At 39.0% G+C, this 15224-nt stretch carries 14 protein-coding genes, 7 tRNA genes and 1 pseudogene; 21 read left to right on the top strand and 1 reads right to left on the bottom strand.

What is annotated here, in order from left to right; translation table 11 throughout:
* Positions 1 to 2: 2 nt before the first annotated feature.
* The 10 genes and pseudogenes from AA974_RS05415 (at position 3) to AA974_RS05370 (ending at position 9098) form a co-directional block, all read left to right on the top strand.
* Positions 3 to 2264 carry an LPS-assembly protein LptD gene (locus AA974_RS05415; protein ID WP_064433728.1) on the top strand — a complete coding sequence of 754 codons (2262 nt, stop codon included), beginning with the start codon at positions 3 to 5 and terminating at the stop codon, positions 2262 to 2264.
* 15 nt (positions 2265 to 2279) lie between these two features.
* Positions 2280 to 2984: a phosphoribosyltransferase gene (locus AA974_RS05410; protein ID WP_064433727.1), complete on the top strand. Its 705-nt coding sequence runs from the start codon at positions 2280 to 2282 to the stop codon at positions 2982 to 2984.
* Between the two features lie 2 nt (positions 2985 to 2986).
* Complete coding sequence (locus tag AA974_RS05405) at positions 2987 to 5053, top strand: polyribonucleotide nucleotidyltransferase (RefSeq protein WP_064433726.1); 2067 nt, start codon at positions 2987 to 2989, stop codon at positions 5051 to 5053.
* A gap of 131 nt (positions 5054 to 5184) precedes the next feature.
* A complete protein-coding gene (locus AA974_RS05400; RefSeq protein ID WP_064433725.1) occupies positions 5185 to 5502 on the top strand; it encodes a F0F1 ATP synthase subunit C in 318 nt (105 codons plus the stop codon).
* 68 nt (positions 5503 to 5570) lie between these two features.
* Positions 5571 to 5657, top strand: a tRNA-Leu gene (locus tag AA974_RS05395).
* Between the two features lie 55 nt (positions 5658 to 5712).
* Positions 5713 to 5799, top strand: a tRNA-Leu gene (locus tag AA974_RS05390).
* 250 nt (positions 5800 to 6049) lie between these two features.
* Positions 6050 to 6565 (top strand): serine O-acetyltransferase, encoded by a 516-nt coding sequence (gene cysE / locus AA974_RS05385; RefSeq protein ID WP_000886329.1) that lies wholly within the window; start codon positions 6050 to 6052, stop codon positions 6563 to 6565.
* Positions 6566 to 6656: 91 nt separating this feature from the next.
* Positions 6657 to 7320: pseudogene (locus tag AA974_RS08075) on the top strand (HNH endonuclease).
* An 8-nt stretch (positions 7321 to 7328) separates the two neighbouring features.
* Positions 7329 to 8318: a DNA adenine methylase gene (locus AA974_RS05375; protein ID WP_064433724.1), complete on the top strand. Its 990-nt coding sequence runs from the start codon at positions 7329 to 7331 to the stop codon at positions 8316 to 8318.
* Positions 8319 to 8429: 111 nt separating this feature from the next.
* Positions 8430 to 9098, top strand: coding sequence for an HAD family hydrolase (locus AA974_RS05370; RefSeq protein ID WP_064433723.1), 669 nt, complete (start codon positions 8430 to 8432; stop codon positions 9096 to 9098).
* Between the two features lie 11 nt (positions 9099 to 9109).
* Here AA974_RS05370 and AA974_RS05365 read toward each other — a convergent pair whose 3' ends face one another.
* Entirely contained in the window at positions 9110 to 10846 is a 1737-nt protein-coding gene (locus AA974_RS05365) for an ABC transporter ATP-binding protein/permease (RefSeq protein ID WP_064433722.1), read from the bottom strand.
* A gap of 187 nt (positions 10847 to 11033) precedes the next feature.
* Here AA974_RS05365 and AA974_RS05360 point away from each other — a divergent pair.
* From AA974_RS05360 to rplA, 11 genes are all read left to right on the top strand, one after another.
* Positions 11034 to 11109 (top strand) — tRNA-Thr (locus AA974_RS05360).
* A 27-nt stretch (positions 11110 to 11136) separates the two neighbouring features.
* Positions 11137 to 11221 (top strand) — tRNA-Tyr (locus AA974_RS05355).
* 14 nt (positions 11222 to 11235) lie between these two features.
* Positions 11236 to 11312: transfer RNA gene (locus AA974_RS05350), tRNA-Gly, on the top strand.
* Between the two features lie 30 nt (positions 11313 to 11342).
* Positions 11343 to 11417: transfer RNA gene (locus AA974_RS05345), tRNA-Thr, on the top strand.
* 126 nt (positions 11418 to 11543) lie between these two features.
* Positions 11544 to 12743, top strand: coding sequence for an elongation factor Tu (gene tuf, locus AA974_RS05340; RefSeq protein ID WP_001040578.1), 1200 nt, complete (start codon positions 11544 to 11546; stop codon positions 12741 to 12743).
* 33 nt (positions 12744 to 12776) lie between these two features.
* Positions 12777 to 12935, top strand: coding sequence for a 50S ribosomal protein L33 (rpmG, locus tag AA974_RS05335; protein ID WP_064433721.1), 159 nt, complete (start codon positions 12777 to 12779; stop codon positions 12933 to 12935).
* A 40-nt stretch (positions 12936 to 12975) separates the two neighbouring features.
* Positions 12976 to 13051 (top strand) — tRNA-Trp (locus AA974_RS05330).
* A 143-nt stretch (positions 13052 to 13194) separates the two neighbouring features.
* Positions 13195 to 13374, top strand: a complete 180-nt coding sequence (secE, locus tag AA974_RS05325; protein ID WP_000362125.1) for a preprotein translocase subunit SecE — start codon at positions 13195 to 13197, stop codon at positions 13372 to 13374.
* Between the two features lie 29 nt (positions 13375 to 13403).
* A complete protein-coding gene (gene nusG, locus AA974_RS05320) occupies positions 13404 to 13931 on the top strand; it encodes a transcription termination/antitermination protein NusG (protein WP_064434077.1) in 528 nt (175 codons plus the stop codon).
* A gap of 17 nt (positions 13932 to 13948) precedes the next feature.
* A complete protein-coding gene (gene rplK / locus AA974_RS05315; RefSeq protein ID WP_064433720.1) occupies positions 13949 to 14374 on the top strand; it encodes a 50S ribosomal protein L11 in 426 nt (141 codons plus the stop codon).
* Between the two features lie 44 nt (positions 14375 to 14418).
* A complete protein-coding gene (gene rplA / locus AA974_RS05310) occupies positions 14419 to 15123 on the top strand; it encodes a 50S ribosomal protein L1 (protein WP_001085846.1) in 705 nt (234 codons plus the stop codon).
* Positions 15124 to 15224 lie beyond the last annotated feature (101 nt).

The raw sequence follows: 15224 nt of genomic DNA, 5'->3' as shown, positions 1-15224 counted from the left end.
TCATGATTTATTGGTTGTATTTGGCGGTCTTTTTTTGGTTAAGCGCATTAGACGCTAAAGAAATCGCTATGCAACGATTTGACAAACAAAACCATAAGATTTTTGAAATCCTTGCGGATAAAGTGAGCGCTAAAGATAATGTGATAACCGCATCAGGGAATGCGATCTTATTGAATTATGATGTGTATATTTTAGCGGACAAGGTGAGCTATGATACCAAGACTAAAGAAGCGTTATTAGAGGGGAATATCAAGGTTTATAGGGGCGAGGGCTTACTGATTAAAACCGATTATGTGAAATTGAGTTTGAATGAAAAATATGAAATCATTTTCCCCTTTTATGTCCAAGATAGCGTGAGCGGGATTTGGGTGAGCGCGGATATTGCTAGCGGGAGGGATCAAAAATATAAGATTAAAAACATGAGCGCTTCAGGGTGTAGCATTGATAACCCCATTTGGCATGTCAATGCGACTTCAGGCTCATTCAACATGCAAAAATCGCATTTGTCTATGTGGAATCCTAAGATCTATGTCGGTGATATTCCTATATTGTATTTGCCCTATATTTTCATGTCCACGAGCAATAAACGCACTACCGGGTTTTTATACCCTGAGTTTGGCACTTCCAATTTGGACGGCTTTATTTATTTGCAACCCTTTTATTTAGCCCCCAAAAACTCATGGGATATGACTTTTACCCCACAAATCCGCTATAAAAGAGGTTTTGGTTTGAATTTTGAAGCGCGCTACATCAACTCTAAAGACGACAGGTTTTTATTCAACGCGCGCTATTTTAGGAATTACACTCAATATGTCAAACGCTATGATTTGAGGAATCAAAATATCTATGGTTTTGAATTTTTAAGCTCTAGTAGGGACACTTTACAAAAATACTTTCACCTTAAGTCTAATATTGACAACGGGCATTACATTGACTTTTTATACATGAACGATTTGGATTATGTGCGTTTTGAAAAGGTTAATAAGCGTATCACGGACGCCACGCACATGTCTAGGGCGAATTACTATTTGCAAACAGAAAATCATTATTACGGCTTGAATATCAAGTATTTTTTAAACTTGAATAAAATCAACAATAACCGCACTTTCCAATCTGTCCCTAATTTGCAATACCATAAATATTTAAATTCTTTGTATTTTAAAAATTTGTTGTATTCGGTGGATTATCAGTTTAGAAACACCGCAAGAGAGATTGGTTATGGCTATGTGCAAAACGCTTTGAATGTGCCGGTGGGTTTGCAATTTTCTTTGTTTAAAAAGTATTTGTCTCTAGGGCTTTGGAATGATCTCCAACTATCTAATGTGGCTTTAATGCAATCTAAAAATTCCTTCGTACCTACAATCCCTAATGAATCAAGGGAATTTGGGAACTTTGTGTCTTCAAATTTTTCCTTATATGCAAACATGGATTTAGCCAGAGAATACAACAAGCTTTTCCACACGATCCAATTGGAAGCGATTTTCAACATCCCTTATTACACCTTTAAAAACGGCTTATTTTCTCAAAACATGTATGCTTTAAGCGCGCAAGCCTTAAACAGCTACACTTCGCCTTTATTGAGAGATTATGATTATCAAGGGCGTTTGTATGACTCTGTGTGGAATCCTAACAGCATTTTACCTAGCGATGCGAGCAATAAGACGGTGAATTTAACCCTAACGCAATACCTCTATGGATTAGGGGGGCAAGAGTTATTGTATTTTAAAATATCGCAACTCATCAATCTTGACGATAAAGTTTCGCCCTTTAGAATGCCATTAGAGAGCAAGATCGGGTTTTCGCCCTTAACAGGATTGAATATCTTTGGGAATGTCTTTTATTCGTTTTATCAAAACCGATTAGAAGAAATCTCCGTGAACGCCAATTACCAACGCAAATTTTTAAGCTTTAACCTCTCTTATTTTTTAAAAAACAATTTTAGCAGCGGGATTAATAGCATTGTAGAAAATCCTGCGGATTATTTAAAGGCGGGTTTTAGCAACGATTTTGGCTATTTTTCCATGAGCGCGGATGTGGGATATGATATTAGAAATAATGTGGTTTTAAATTGGAATGTGGGGCTTTATAAAAAGATCCGGTGTTTTGGGATTGGCTTTAAATTCGTCAACCAACGGCGCCCTATTCTCACCGGCGATCCCAACCAACCTATAAGAGTGTTTGAAAATAACTATGTTAAGCTAGAATTAGACTTTTCACCGATCACTAAAACCAATGTAACTTACCGATCTTTACAGCGTAAGTGAAAAAAAGGAATGCACTTGAATACTGACTTTAGCCATATCACCGATATAGAGGGCATGCGTTTTATTAATGAAGAAGACGCTCTAAATAAATTGATTAATGAAATCCACACGCGCCACATTGATTTAAAAGATTCCATCATGCTCGCTTTGAGTTTTAACGCTTTGTATTTAGCTAACGCTTTAGCGCAAAAATTTGGAGCGACTTATGATATACTTTTTTTAGAACCTATCCTAGCCCCTTTAAACTCAAAATGCGAGATCGCTTTAGTGAGTGAGAGCATGGATATAGTGATGAATGAAAGTTTAATCAATTCCTTTGACATCACTTTAGACTATGTTTATGGGGAATCCAAGCGGGCTTATGAAGAAGACATTTTGTCTCACATCTATCAGTATCGCAAAGGCAATGCGATCAAAAGCTTAAAAGATAAAAATATTTTTATCGTAGATAGGGGGATTGAAACCGGGTTTAGAGCAGGGTTAGGCGTGCAAACTTGCTTGAAAAAAGAATGCCGAGACATTTATATTTTAACCCCCATTGTCGCGCAAAATGTCGCTCAAGGCTTAGAAAGTTTGTGCGATGGGGTGATTAGCGTGTATCGCCCTGAATGTTTTGTCTCTGTGGAGCATCATTATAAAGAACTCAAGCGATTAAGCAATGAAGAAATTGAAAAATACTTGGGCGCTAACAACACTCCCAATTTAAGAAAGGAACATTAAATATGGATTTTATCACCATCAATTCTGGTAACAAAACCGAAGAGTTCGCTCTCAAACAAGTGGCCAAACAAGCCACTAGCTCTCTTATGTATCGCTCAGGAAAAACCATCATTCTAGCGAGCGTGTGCACAGAAAGAGAGCCTGTGAGTGAAGATTTTCTGCCTTTAGTGGTGCAGTTTTTAGAAAAATCTTATGCAGCTGGGAAGATCCCGGGTGGTTTTGTTAAAAGAGAAGGCAGGGCGCAAGATTTTGAAATCTTAACCTCTAGGCTTATAGACAGGACTTTACGCCCTTTATTCCCTAAAGACTACCGCTACCCTACACAGATCACTTTAATGGTCTTAAGCCATGATATTGAAAACGACTTGCAAGTTTCTGCTTTAAACGCTGCTTCAGCCGCTCTCTTTTTGGTCCGTATCGCTCCCATTAAAAGCGTGAGTGCTTGCAGGATCGCTAGGATTGATAACGAATTTATCATTAACCCTAACGCAAGCCTTTTGAATCAATCCAGTTTGGATTTATTCGTGTCCGGCACAAAAGAGAGTTTGAACATGATAGAAATGCGCTCTTTAGGGCAAAAATTAAACGCTTTAGAAGAGCCTTTAATGCTAAAAGCTTTAGAATTGGCTCAAAAAAGTTTGAAAGAAACTTGCACGCTTTATGAAGAAGTGTTCACGCCCCACCAAAACGAGCTGCTTTTTAAAGAGAGCCAAGGAATAGTCTTTAATGAAAGGCTGTTAGATTTATTAAAAAATCAGTATTTTGATGAAATCATCAAAGGCATTGAAAGTTCTGCTTTGAGCGAGCGGGAAAATGTTTTCAATGAAATTGCCAGAAAAATCAGTGAAGCCCACTCAGAATTCAGTTTAGAAGAAATTGAATTGTCTTTAGAAAAAGTGAAAAAAACTGAGATAAGACGCATGATCATTAAGGATAAAATCCGCCCGGATAAGCGCGCGTTAGAAGAAGTGCGGCCCATTGTGATAGAGAGCGATTTGCTCCCTATGGCACATAGCTCCATTTTATTCACTAGGGGGCAAACTCAAAGCTTAGTGGTAGGGGTTTTAGGCACGGATAATGACGCTCAAACCCATGAGAGTTTGGAGCATAAAGCCCCTATCAAAGAGCGGTTCATGTTCCATTATAATTTCCCTCCTTTTTGCGTGGGCGAAGCGAGTTCTATTGGCGCGACTTCAAGGCGCGAATTAGGGCATGGGAATTTAGCTAAAAGGGCCTTAGAAACGAGCATTAAAAATAAAGAGCAGGTGATACGATTGGTTTCTGAGATTTTAGAAAGCAATGGTTCAAGCTCAATGGCGAGCGTGTGCGCAGGCTCTTTAGCCCTTTATGCAAGCGGTGTGGAAATTTATGATTTAGTCGCTGGGGTGGCTATGGGCATGGTGAGCGAAGGGCAAGATCACGCTATTTTAAGCGATATTAGCGGTTTAGAAGACGCAGAAGGCGATATGGATTTTAAGATTGCCGGGAATTTAGAAGGCATTACGGCTATGCAAATGGATACCAAAATGAGCGGTATCCAATTAGAGGTTTTATACCAAGCCTTACTCCAAGCTAAAAGAGCGCGAGAGCATATTTTAAAAATCATGCATGAAGCGAAAGAAAAGATTGTGATCGATTTTTCCCATTTGCCTGCAACTGAAATTTTTAATGTCGTGCCGGATAAAATTGTAGAAATTATCGGTCAAGGGGGGCGTGTGATCAGAGAGATAGTAGAAAAGTTTGAGGTTAAAATTGATTTGAATAAACAAAGCGGTGAAGTGAAAATCATGGGGAATAAAGAGCGTGTTTTAAAAACTAAGGAATTTATTTTAAACTATTTGCATTCTTTAGATCAAGAATTGGAGCAATACGCTATTGATGAGATATTAGAAGCTCAAGTGAAACGAATCGTGGATTTTGGGGCGTTTTTAAGCTTGCCTAAGGGAGGCGAAGGCTTGTTAAGAAAGCAAAATATGGACAGGTGTCAAGTGGTTTTAAAAGAAGGCGATAGCATCAAATGCAGGGTGATTAGTTTCAATAGAGGTAAAATCGCTTTAGATTTGGCTTAAAATTTTAAAAAGCGTTTTTTAAAAGAGATTTTAAGCTAGTTTGTATTAAAATAAATCCTTGCTTGTATTTTTGAAGTAGAGGAACGATTCGAAATGAAAATCAAGCCTAATCTTTGAAACGGAGTGCGAAAATGAAATTTTTAGCGTTATTTCTTCTGGCTTTAGCGGGCGTTGCTTTCGCTCACGATGGTGGAATGGGTGGGATGGATATGATTAAATCTTATTCTATCTTAGGAGCGATGATCGGTCTAGGGATTGCCGCTTTTGGTGGGGCGATCGGCATGGGGAATGCGGCCGCAGCGACCATTACAGGCACAGCGAGAAACCCAGGAGTGGGCGGTAAATTGCTCACAACCATGTTCGTGGCCATGGCGATGATTGAAGCACAAGTGATTTATACTCTAGTGTTTGCTATTATCGCTATTTATAGTAACCCATTCTTAAGTTAAGGGTTTTGGTGGGCTAAATTATTGCTTAAAAAGCATGATTTAGCTATAATATTTGCTTTAAATTTTTAGCACTGGTGGTGGAATTGGTAGACACGCCATCTTGAGGGGGTGGTGGGAGCAATCTCGTGCGAGTTCGAGTCTCGCCCAGTGCACCATTAAGTTTCTTTAAGGAATAAGTGGGTATAATCTCACTCTTTGCTCTATATATACGCCGAAGTGGTGGAATTGGTAGACACGCTAGACTCAAAATCTGGTGGGAGCAATCCCGTGTCGGTTCGAGTCCGACCTTCGGCACCATTGCCGATAATCTTTTTCAATCTGCTTTTTATTTTTCATTTAAAATAGTTTTATTCCCAATAAATACCAAATAAATGATGATTAGTGAGTTTTTAAGCCTTTTTTAAAGGATTGTTTAATCCGTCATAAAAGGAGTGTGAGTTTGGGTATAATGGCAGGAAAAATTTGCATCAAATTTTATTAGAATGGATGAGAAAAAATCTGCTTAAGTCATGTTGATTCAAATATATTTCAACCGGAGACTCTTATCATGCTAGATCTGTCTTATAGCCTAGAGCGTGTCTTGCAAGAAGACCCGGCAGCCAGGAATAAGTGGGAGGTTCTTTTGCTTTATCCGGGCATTCATGCACTGCTTTGCCACCGCCTAGCGCATGCGTTGCACAAGCGGGGGTTTTATTTTATTGCGCGCGCGCTTTCTCAGTTGGCGCGCTTTATTACTGGGATAGAAATCCACCCAGGCGCTAAGATTGGGAGAGGGCTTTTTATTGATCATGGCATGGGTGTGGTGATTGGCGAGACCACAGAGATTGGAGATGATGTTACCATTTATCATGGCGTAACTCTAGGGGGCACGGGCAAGTTTAAGGGCAAGCGCCACCCTACTTTAGGCAACCGAGTGGTAGTGGGGGCAGGGGCTAAGGTCTTGGGCGCAATTTGCGTAGGTGATGATGTGAAGATTGGAGCTAATGCGGTGGTGCTTTCAGATTTACCCACGGGTTCAACGGCTGTAGGCGCTAAAGCTAAAACCATCACAAAAGATCGTTAATTTTAGATAAGTGCTTGGAGTTTGTGCCATGCGGCTTATTTTGAGGTGAATTGATTAGAGTTTATGGAATTTTATAGAGAGGATTTTTAAAATGGGTAAAAGTAAAAAAGAGTTATTTTTGGAACTTGATCAACCTGATAAAAATGGGGTGAGTCGTTGGGTAAGCATTACAGAATTTGTAGGAAAATATCAAGGATTACAGCTGGGTAATGGGGGGAGTTGGTGTAGGGCTAACTTGTCTTTGGCTAAAGAATTTAAATTAGAATCTGATAAAGGGCAAACTCTAGGAAATTTCTATTGATAAAATACGCTTGAATGGCTATAATACCGAATGTGTTTTTAACCAAAGTATCCGTCAAGACATTAAAAATTACTATAGCCAACAATGTTGTGCGATGTGCGGTGTGCGTGGCAACTCTGAAAACACTCAAATAGGGTAGATCATAAAGACAGCCACAAGAATGATTTAAGAGTTTCTGATTTAAATACACAGACTTTTGATGATTTCCAAGCTTTATGTAAAGCTTGTAATGACAAGAAACGCCAGATTTGTAAAAAATGCAAAGAAAACGGCTATAGATTTGATGCGACAAAAATTCCTGGCAGTCATTATCCTTATCTATGAGGGGGTGGCTGAATATGATGGTTGTGTGGGTTGTTATCAATATGACCCCATACAATACAGGAAAACTTGTAATGATAGGATATTTAATGAAGAGTATCAAATTGGATACAATCAAAAAACTACTTTATAGCGGTTGCAATGAACTACATCGGCTCTAAATACAAACTCATTCCCTTTATTAAAGAAAATATCCATGCGGTTGTAGGTCATGATCTCTTTGGTGCGATTTTTTGTGATCTATTCGCTGGGACGGGCATTGTGGGGCGTGCGTTTAAAAAGGCTGTCCATAAAATCATCTCTAACGATTTGGAATATTATAGCTTTGTTTTGAATCAAAATTATATCGGCAACATTCAAGAAATCCCTAATAAAGAAGAGCTTATTGATGAGATTAATAGCGTTGCTTTAAAAAAGGGCTTTATCTATTCGCATTATTCTTTAGGGGGGAGTTCAAGGCAGTATTTTAGTGAAACAAACGCTCAAAAAATTGATGCGATGCGTTTAAAAATTGAAGAGCTTAAGCTTTCTCAAAACATTGATAACCATGCGTATTATTTTTTGCTCGCATCGCTATTAGAAAGCGCGGACAAGGTGGCTAACACTGCTTCAGTTTATGGGGCTTTTTTAAAACGCCTTAAAAAAAGCGCTCAAAAAGAACTCATTTTAAAAGGCGCTCATTTTGATTTGAGTTTAAACGCTAATGAAGTGTATCAGCAAGACGCTAGCGAACTGATCGGGAAGATTTCAGGGGATATTTTGTATTTAGATCCTCCTTATAATGCGAGGCAATACGGATCGAATTACCATTTATTAAACACGATTGCTGCTTATACGCCCTTTGCTCCAAAAGGCAAAACCGGCTTGCCCAGTTACCAGAAATCATCGTTTTGCTCTCGCGCTAAAATCTTAAACGCTTTTGAAAATTTAATCAAAACAGCGCGATTCAAATATATCTTTTTAAGCTATAACAATGAAGGGCTTATGAGTGAAACAGAGATTGGAAATATCTTAAAAAAATACGGCGCTTACTCCTTAATTACCAAAACTTACATGCGTTTTAAAGCGGATAGCAAATGCGCCCACAAAGCCGCACACACCAAAGAGTGTTTGCATATTCTTATCAAATAAGAGTCAAGATAACCCAACCTTAACACTCCAATGATGGCAAAAATCATCGCTTAAATATCGCTTGAATAGGGTAAAATTAAGCCAAAATAAGCTTACAAAAAAGGGGAAATCATGGCGCTTGAAGTGGTTTTATGGGATTTTGATGGCGTGATTTTTGACAGCATGCATTTAAAAAATGAAGGGTTTAAGGCGTTGTTTCAAAAGCATGGTAACAAGAATCAAGAGAATTTGAAACAATTTGAAGTTTATCATTATCAAAGTAGAGGGGTTTCAAGGAATGAAAAAATCCAATATTTTTATAATGAGATTTTAAAAACCCCTATCGCTCAAGAAAAAGTGGATGCATTAGCCCTAGAGTTTGGCGCTATTATAGAACAAAAGCTTTTTGATAGAGAGCATTTGAACAGCGAAGTGATGGCGTTTATTGATAAGCATTATAAAAATTATATTTTCCATATCGCTTCAGCGGCCTTGCATAGTGAATTGCAAGTGTTGTGCGAGTTTTTAGGGATCGTTAAGTATTTTAAGAGCGTTGAAGGGAGTCCGCCTAATAAACCTAAAATCATCGCTAATATCATTCAAAAATATGCCTATAACCCAAGCCGCATGCTAATGATAGGCGATAGCGTCAATGACTATGAAAGCGCTAAAGCTAATGAAGTGGCGTTTTTGGGCTATAACAGCAAGGTTTTGAAAAATTTAGTGGGTCAAAACGGCTATCAAGGGAAGTACTTGGAGAGTTTTAAAGGGTTTGATTTGCAGAACTTTACAAAAGAGTAAAGCCAACTTAATCAGCCAAGATTGTCTTTGTGTTGGCTCATATCAATGATGACTTCACAGCGTTCAATCGTGCTTAAGCGGTGGGCGATAACGATCAGAGTTTTATTTTTAGCGATTTGATAGATTTCATCCATGATTTTCCTCTCGGTTTCATTATCTAGGGCCGAAGTGGCTTCATCTAAAACCAAAATTTCAGGGTTATCGTATAAGGCTCTTGCAATGCCTATGCGCTGTTTTTGACCGCCGCTAAGCTTAGCACCCCCTTCGCCCACTTGGGTTTTAAGGCCTTCAAGCTCGCATAAAAAATCATAAATATGAGCCATTTTGCACACCTTAATCAAGCGTTTTTCATCTATGGCACTCCCAAAAGCGATATTATCCCCCACAGTGCCATCAAAAAGGTAAATATTTTGGGGGATATAGCCTATTTTTTTACGCCATGAGCGCCTGTTTTCGTTGGTTAAAAGGGTGTTATCAATAAAAATTTCCCCGCTTTTAGGGTAGGTAAGCCCCATAATAATATCTGCTAGCGTGGATTTTCCGCACCCGCTATGGCCTATGAGAGCGACTTTTTGACCTTTTTGAATGGTGAGGTTAAAATTTTTTAAAACCGGGTGTTTTGACTTATAAGCGAATGAAATGTTTTGAAGAGTGATTTTTTTATTAAAGTCTAAAGGGACTAAATCCTCTTCAACGATGGTTTTAGAAAGGCTTTTAAAAACAATGTTGGTCGCAAGCTGGTTGTAAGCGATTTCATTGTAGTAATTGATCACTCCAGTTACAGAAGGGAGTATGCGATAAAGCGCTAGAGCATACATAGAAATGGTAGGGAGCACCATTTTAGCTTCGCCGTATTTGAATAGAATGTAAGCGACCGCTAAAATCAACAAACTAAAGCCCACCGTTTCTATTGAATACCTGGGGACTACTTGTAAAGTGGCGTAAATAATCTCGGTGTCATGAGCTTTACGGCTATTTTCTCCAAAAAGCTTGTGGGCTTCTTCGTGGTTGTCTTTGAGTTTAGTGATTTTGAAATTGCTGAAAAATTTTGAAAAAACCTTAAGCGTTTGCGCTTTGGATTTGGCAGCCATCTCACCCTTTTTTTTGATAAGAACGGTGACTTTTTTGACAATAAGAAAAATTTGTAAGGCGAGAATTATAGTAAAAACGAGCGTTATTTTCCAATTAGTTAATATGAGCGTGGAGTAGAAAAAAACGATCACGGTTATTTCAGTGAGTAAATTCAAAAAAGCGTTAAAGCTCGCAAACATGCCCTCTGCTTTATTATTGATAATGTCTCTTAAAGAATCCAAATTGTGGTTAAGGTGGGAGAGATAGTTGCTTTTAATGTGCTGTAAAAAAAGTTGTTGTTTGATTTGATAAGCTTTCTTATTGGAAAAACGCCCTTTCAAATAAGTGAAAGACACCCCATAAAACATCCTGAACAAATAAATCCCCACCAAGCAAAAGCTAAAGAAATACATAAGACGAACGGGAGATGAAAAATGGAAAAAATCATAGACCATTTTCCAATCTTTGTCGTCTAAAGCCCTATTGGGATCGGAAGCGAGAGTGATAAAAGGCATTAGGAGAGTTAGGGACATCACTTCCACAAAAGAAGAAAAAACAGCCATCAACACAAGCAGGAAAAAAACGATTTTTTCCTTGAAAGTGATGAGCATGTAGATTTGCTTTAAAGAGCGCAAAAAGTATTTTAAAGTAGAAATTTTATGTTTTTTTTTCGCCATAATTTAAGTGTCCATAAATTCTTTATATGCAATGAGCTTTGAGCTGTGTTAAGCCAAATTAAGCTAGATTATAGCTAAAATTTTAACCATAGCTCTGTGCCATACGAATAATTTAGCTTTCTGTCATCGTTTCTTGACAAGTCAAGTATAAAACTGCTATAATCCCAAGTCTTTGATTATTTTAGTTGCTGGCTTAGCTCAGTTGGTAGAGCAGCTGCCTTGTAAGCAGCAGGTCGGGGGTTCAAGTCCCTTAGCCAGCTCCAGTTGAAATGTTATTTTGCAAAGTTTTTGGTGAGATACTCAAGTGGCCAACGAGGGCAGACTGTAAATCTGCTGACTATGTCTTCCGTGGTTCGAATCCACGTCTCACCACCATTTGTTTTATAGATGCGGGAATAGCTCAGTTGGCTAGAGCATCAGCCTTCCAAGCTGAGGGTCGCGGGTTCGAGTCCCGTTTCCCGCTCCATTTTTAGGATAACATTTTAATTTTTGAGACGCCTATATAGCTCAGAGGCAGAGCACTTCCTTGGTAAGGAAGAGGTCGGCGGTTCAATTCCGCTTATAGGCTCCAGTTTATAATCTCTTGAATGGCGATGAGACAAAAATGTCTTGAATTTTGTGGTAGCATTTAGGAATACTTAGGATTTTGTTTAGTATAATTCTAAAATCCATTTCAAAAAATTAAGGAGAAATACAAATGGCAAAAGAAAAGTTTAACAGAACTAAGCCGCATGTTAATATTGGAACCATTGGGCATGTAGACCATGGTAAAACGACTTTGAGTGCAGCGATTTCAGCGGTGCTTTCTTTGAAAGGTCTTGCAGAAATGAAAGACTATGATAATATTGATAACGCCCCTGAAGAAAAAGAAAGAGGGATCACTATCGCTACTTCTCACATTGAATATGAGACTGAAAACAGACACTATGCGCATGTGGATTGCCCAGGGCACGCTGACTATGTAAAAAACATGATCACCGGTGCGGCGCAAATGGACGGAGCGATTTTGGTTGTTTCTGCAGCTGATGGTCCTATGCCTCAAACCAGGGAGCATATCTTATTGTCTCGTCAAGTAGGCGTGCCTCACATCGTTGTTTTCTTAAACAAACAAGACATGGTAGATGATCAAGAATTGTTAGAGCTAGTAGAAATGGAAGTGCGCGAATTGTTGAGCGCGTATGAATTCCCTGGTGATGACACTCCTATCGTAGCGGGTTCAGCTTTAAGAGCTTTAGAAGAAGCAAAGGCTGGCAATGTGGGTGAATGGGGTGAAAAAGTGCTTAAGCTCATGGCTGAAGTGGATGCCTATATCCCTACCCCAGAAAGAGACACTGAAAAAACTTTCTTGATGCCGGTTGAAGATGTGTTCTCTATTGCGGGTAGAGGAACTGTGGTTACGGGCAGGATTGAAAGAGGTGTGGTAAAAGTAGGCGATGAAGTGGAAATCGTTGGTATCAGAGCTACACAAAAAACGACTGTAACCGGTGTGGAAATGTTTAGAAAAGAGTTAGAAAAAGGTGAGGCCGGTGATAATGTGGGCGTGCTTTTGAGAGGAACTAAAAAAGAAGAAGTAGAACGAGGTATGGTTCTATGCAAACCAGGTTCTATCACTCCACACAAGAAATTTGAGGGAGAAATTTATGTCCTTTCTAAAGAAGAAGGCGGGAGACACACTCCATTCTTTACCAACTACCGCCCGCAATTCTATGTGCGCACGACTGATGTGACTGGCTCTATTACCCTTCCTGAAGGCGTAGAAATGGTTATGCCTGGCGATAATGTTAAAATCACTGTAGAGTTGATTAGCCCTGTTGCATTGGAATTGGGAACTAAATTTGCGATTCGTGAAGGCGGTAGGACCGTTGGTGCTGGTGTTGTGAGCAATATTATTGAATAATATTAGCAAAAAGAGTTACCATAAAGGGTCATTATGAAAGTTAAAATAGGGTTGAAGTGTTCTGATTGTGAAGACATCAATTACAGCACAACCAAGAACGCTAAAACTAACACTGAAAAACTGGAGCTTAAGAAGTTCTGCCCAAAGGAAAATAAGCACACTCTTCATAAAGAAATCAAATTGAAGAGCTAGCTCTTTCTTTTTGTGTGGTGATTTAAAAGGAGGGGAGGTTAGGTCAGTAGCTCCAATGGTAGAGCGTCGGTCTCCAAAACCGGTTGTTGGGGGTTCGAGTCCCTCCTGGCCTGCCATCTGCTAATTTATTCTATCAAAATTTGTGTTTCAATTGGATTGTTTTTAAATTTTTTAATTTTAGTTTAAGCTATTTTAGATAGAATCGAAAATTCTTTTAATGTATAAATGTATTAAGTTTAAGTGAGGGCGAAGAGAAACTATGGATAAATGGCTCATGCAATATAAATTAGCTAGAGAAGAGCTTTCTAAAGTGATATTTCCTATTAAGGAGCAGATACGCAATGCGCTTGTTTCTGTTTTGGTGGTAGTGAGTGCTATCACGCTATTTTTAGCTTTGTTGGATTTTTCTCTAGGGGCTTTTGTCTCTAGTGTTCTATAGGTTGGTGGCTTTAAATAAGGAGAATAATGATGGATTGGTATGCCATACAAACTTATTCAGGGAGCGAGCAGTCCGTTAAGAAAGCGATTGAGAATCTAGCGAACGATCATAATATAAGAGACAGGATACAAGAGATCATTGTGCCTACTGAAGATATTATAGAGGTTTCTAAAAAAAGCAAGACGAAAGTAACGGAACGAAGCCTTTATCCTGGATATGTTTTTATTAAGGTGGATTTAGATACGGTTTTGTGGCATAAGATACAATCTTTGCCAAGAGTGAGTCGTTTTATTGGAGAAAACAAAAAGCCAACCCCATTGAGTGAAGCGGATATTGGGTATATTTTAGAAAAAATGAATAACCGAGCAGCCCCCAAGCCAAAAATCTTTTTTGAGCAAGGCGAAGTGGTGCGCGTGGTGGAAGGTCCTTTTGCAAACTTTACCGCTACGGTGGAAGAGTATGATGTGGAACACCGCAAGCTTAAGCTCAATGTTTCTATTTTTGGTAGGAACACTCCAATAGAGATTTTGCATTCGCAAGTGGAAAAAATTATATAACTTTTTAAGGAGAAAACATGGCTAAAAAAGTAGTCGGAGAAATCAAACTTCAAATCCCTGCCGGTAAGGCAAACCCTTCACCTCCAGTAGGGCCAGCGTTGGGTCAAAGAGGGGTTAATATCATGGAATTTTGCAAGGCTTTTAATGAGAGAACTAAAGACATGGGGAGTTTTAATATCCCGGTCATTATCACGGTTTATCAAGATAAGAGTTTCACCTTTATCACTAAAAAGCCTCCGGTAACCGATTTAATCAAAAAAGCTTCTGGGGTTGAAAAAGGTTCTGACAACCCGCTTAAAAATAAGATTGCAAAGCTCACCCACAAGCAAGTGGAAGAGATCGCACAATTGAAAATGGAAGATTTAAACACAAGCACCATGGAAGCGGCCAAAAAAATCATTATGGGTAGTGCTAGGAGCATGGGCGTAGAAGTTGTGGATTGATTGGGTTTTATTGGAATTGAAAGAAATTTTTAAGGATTAGAATCGTGGCAAAAAAAGTATTTAAAAGATTAGAAAAACTTTTTTCTAAAATTCAAAACGATAAAGCGTATGGCGTAGAGCAAGGCGTAGAGGTGGTTAAATCCCTCGCTTCAGCCAAATTTGATGAAACCGTGGAAGTGGCGTTAAGACTGGGGGTTGATCCAAGGCATGCGGATCAAATGGTGCGCGGTGCGGTGGTGCTTCCTCATGGAACAGGGAAAAAGGTAAGAGTGGCCGTTTTTGCAAAAGACATTAAGCAAGATGAAGCCAAAAACGCCGGGGCTGATGTCGTTGGCGGAGACGATTTGGCTGAAGAAATCAAAAATGGTCGTATTGATTTTGACATGGTGATCGCAACGCCTGATATGATGGCGGTTGTCGGTAAAGTGGGTAGGATTTTAGGTCCTAAAGGTTTGATGCCAAACCCCAAAACCGGAACCGTTACGATGGATATTGCTAAAGCGGTTACCAACGCTAAAAGCGGTCAAGTGAATTTTAGGGTGGATAAAAAGGGTAATGTTCATGCCCCTATTGGCAAAGCGAGTTTTCCTGAAGAAAAAATCAAAGAAAACATGCTTGAGTTGGTTAAAACAATCAACCGCCTAAAACCCAGTAGTGCGAAAGGCAAGTATATTAGAAACGCCGCTCTTTCGCTCACCATGTCGCCTTCAGTGAATTTGGACGCACAAGAATTGATGGATATTAAATAGCGTTAGGAGTTTTTAATCTTAGGCTGAAGATCGTAAGAGCTAAAAAGCTTAAAATTTCTTTTTTAAAAAGATAATCTTGCAGAGGTCTAGTCTAGAAAGGA

This window comes from Helicobacter pylori, from assembly GCF_001653475.1.
GTDB classification, from domain to species: Bacteria; Campylobacterota; Campylobacteria; order Campylobacterales; family Helicobacteraceae; genus Helicobacter; species Helicobacter pylori_CM.
Note: the sequence above shows the minus strand (reverse complement) of the source record. Positions and strands in the feature narration are given on the sequence as shown.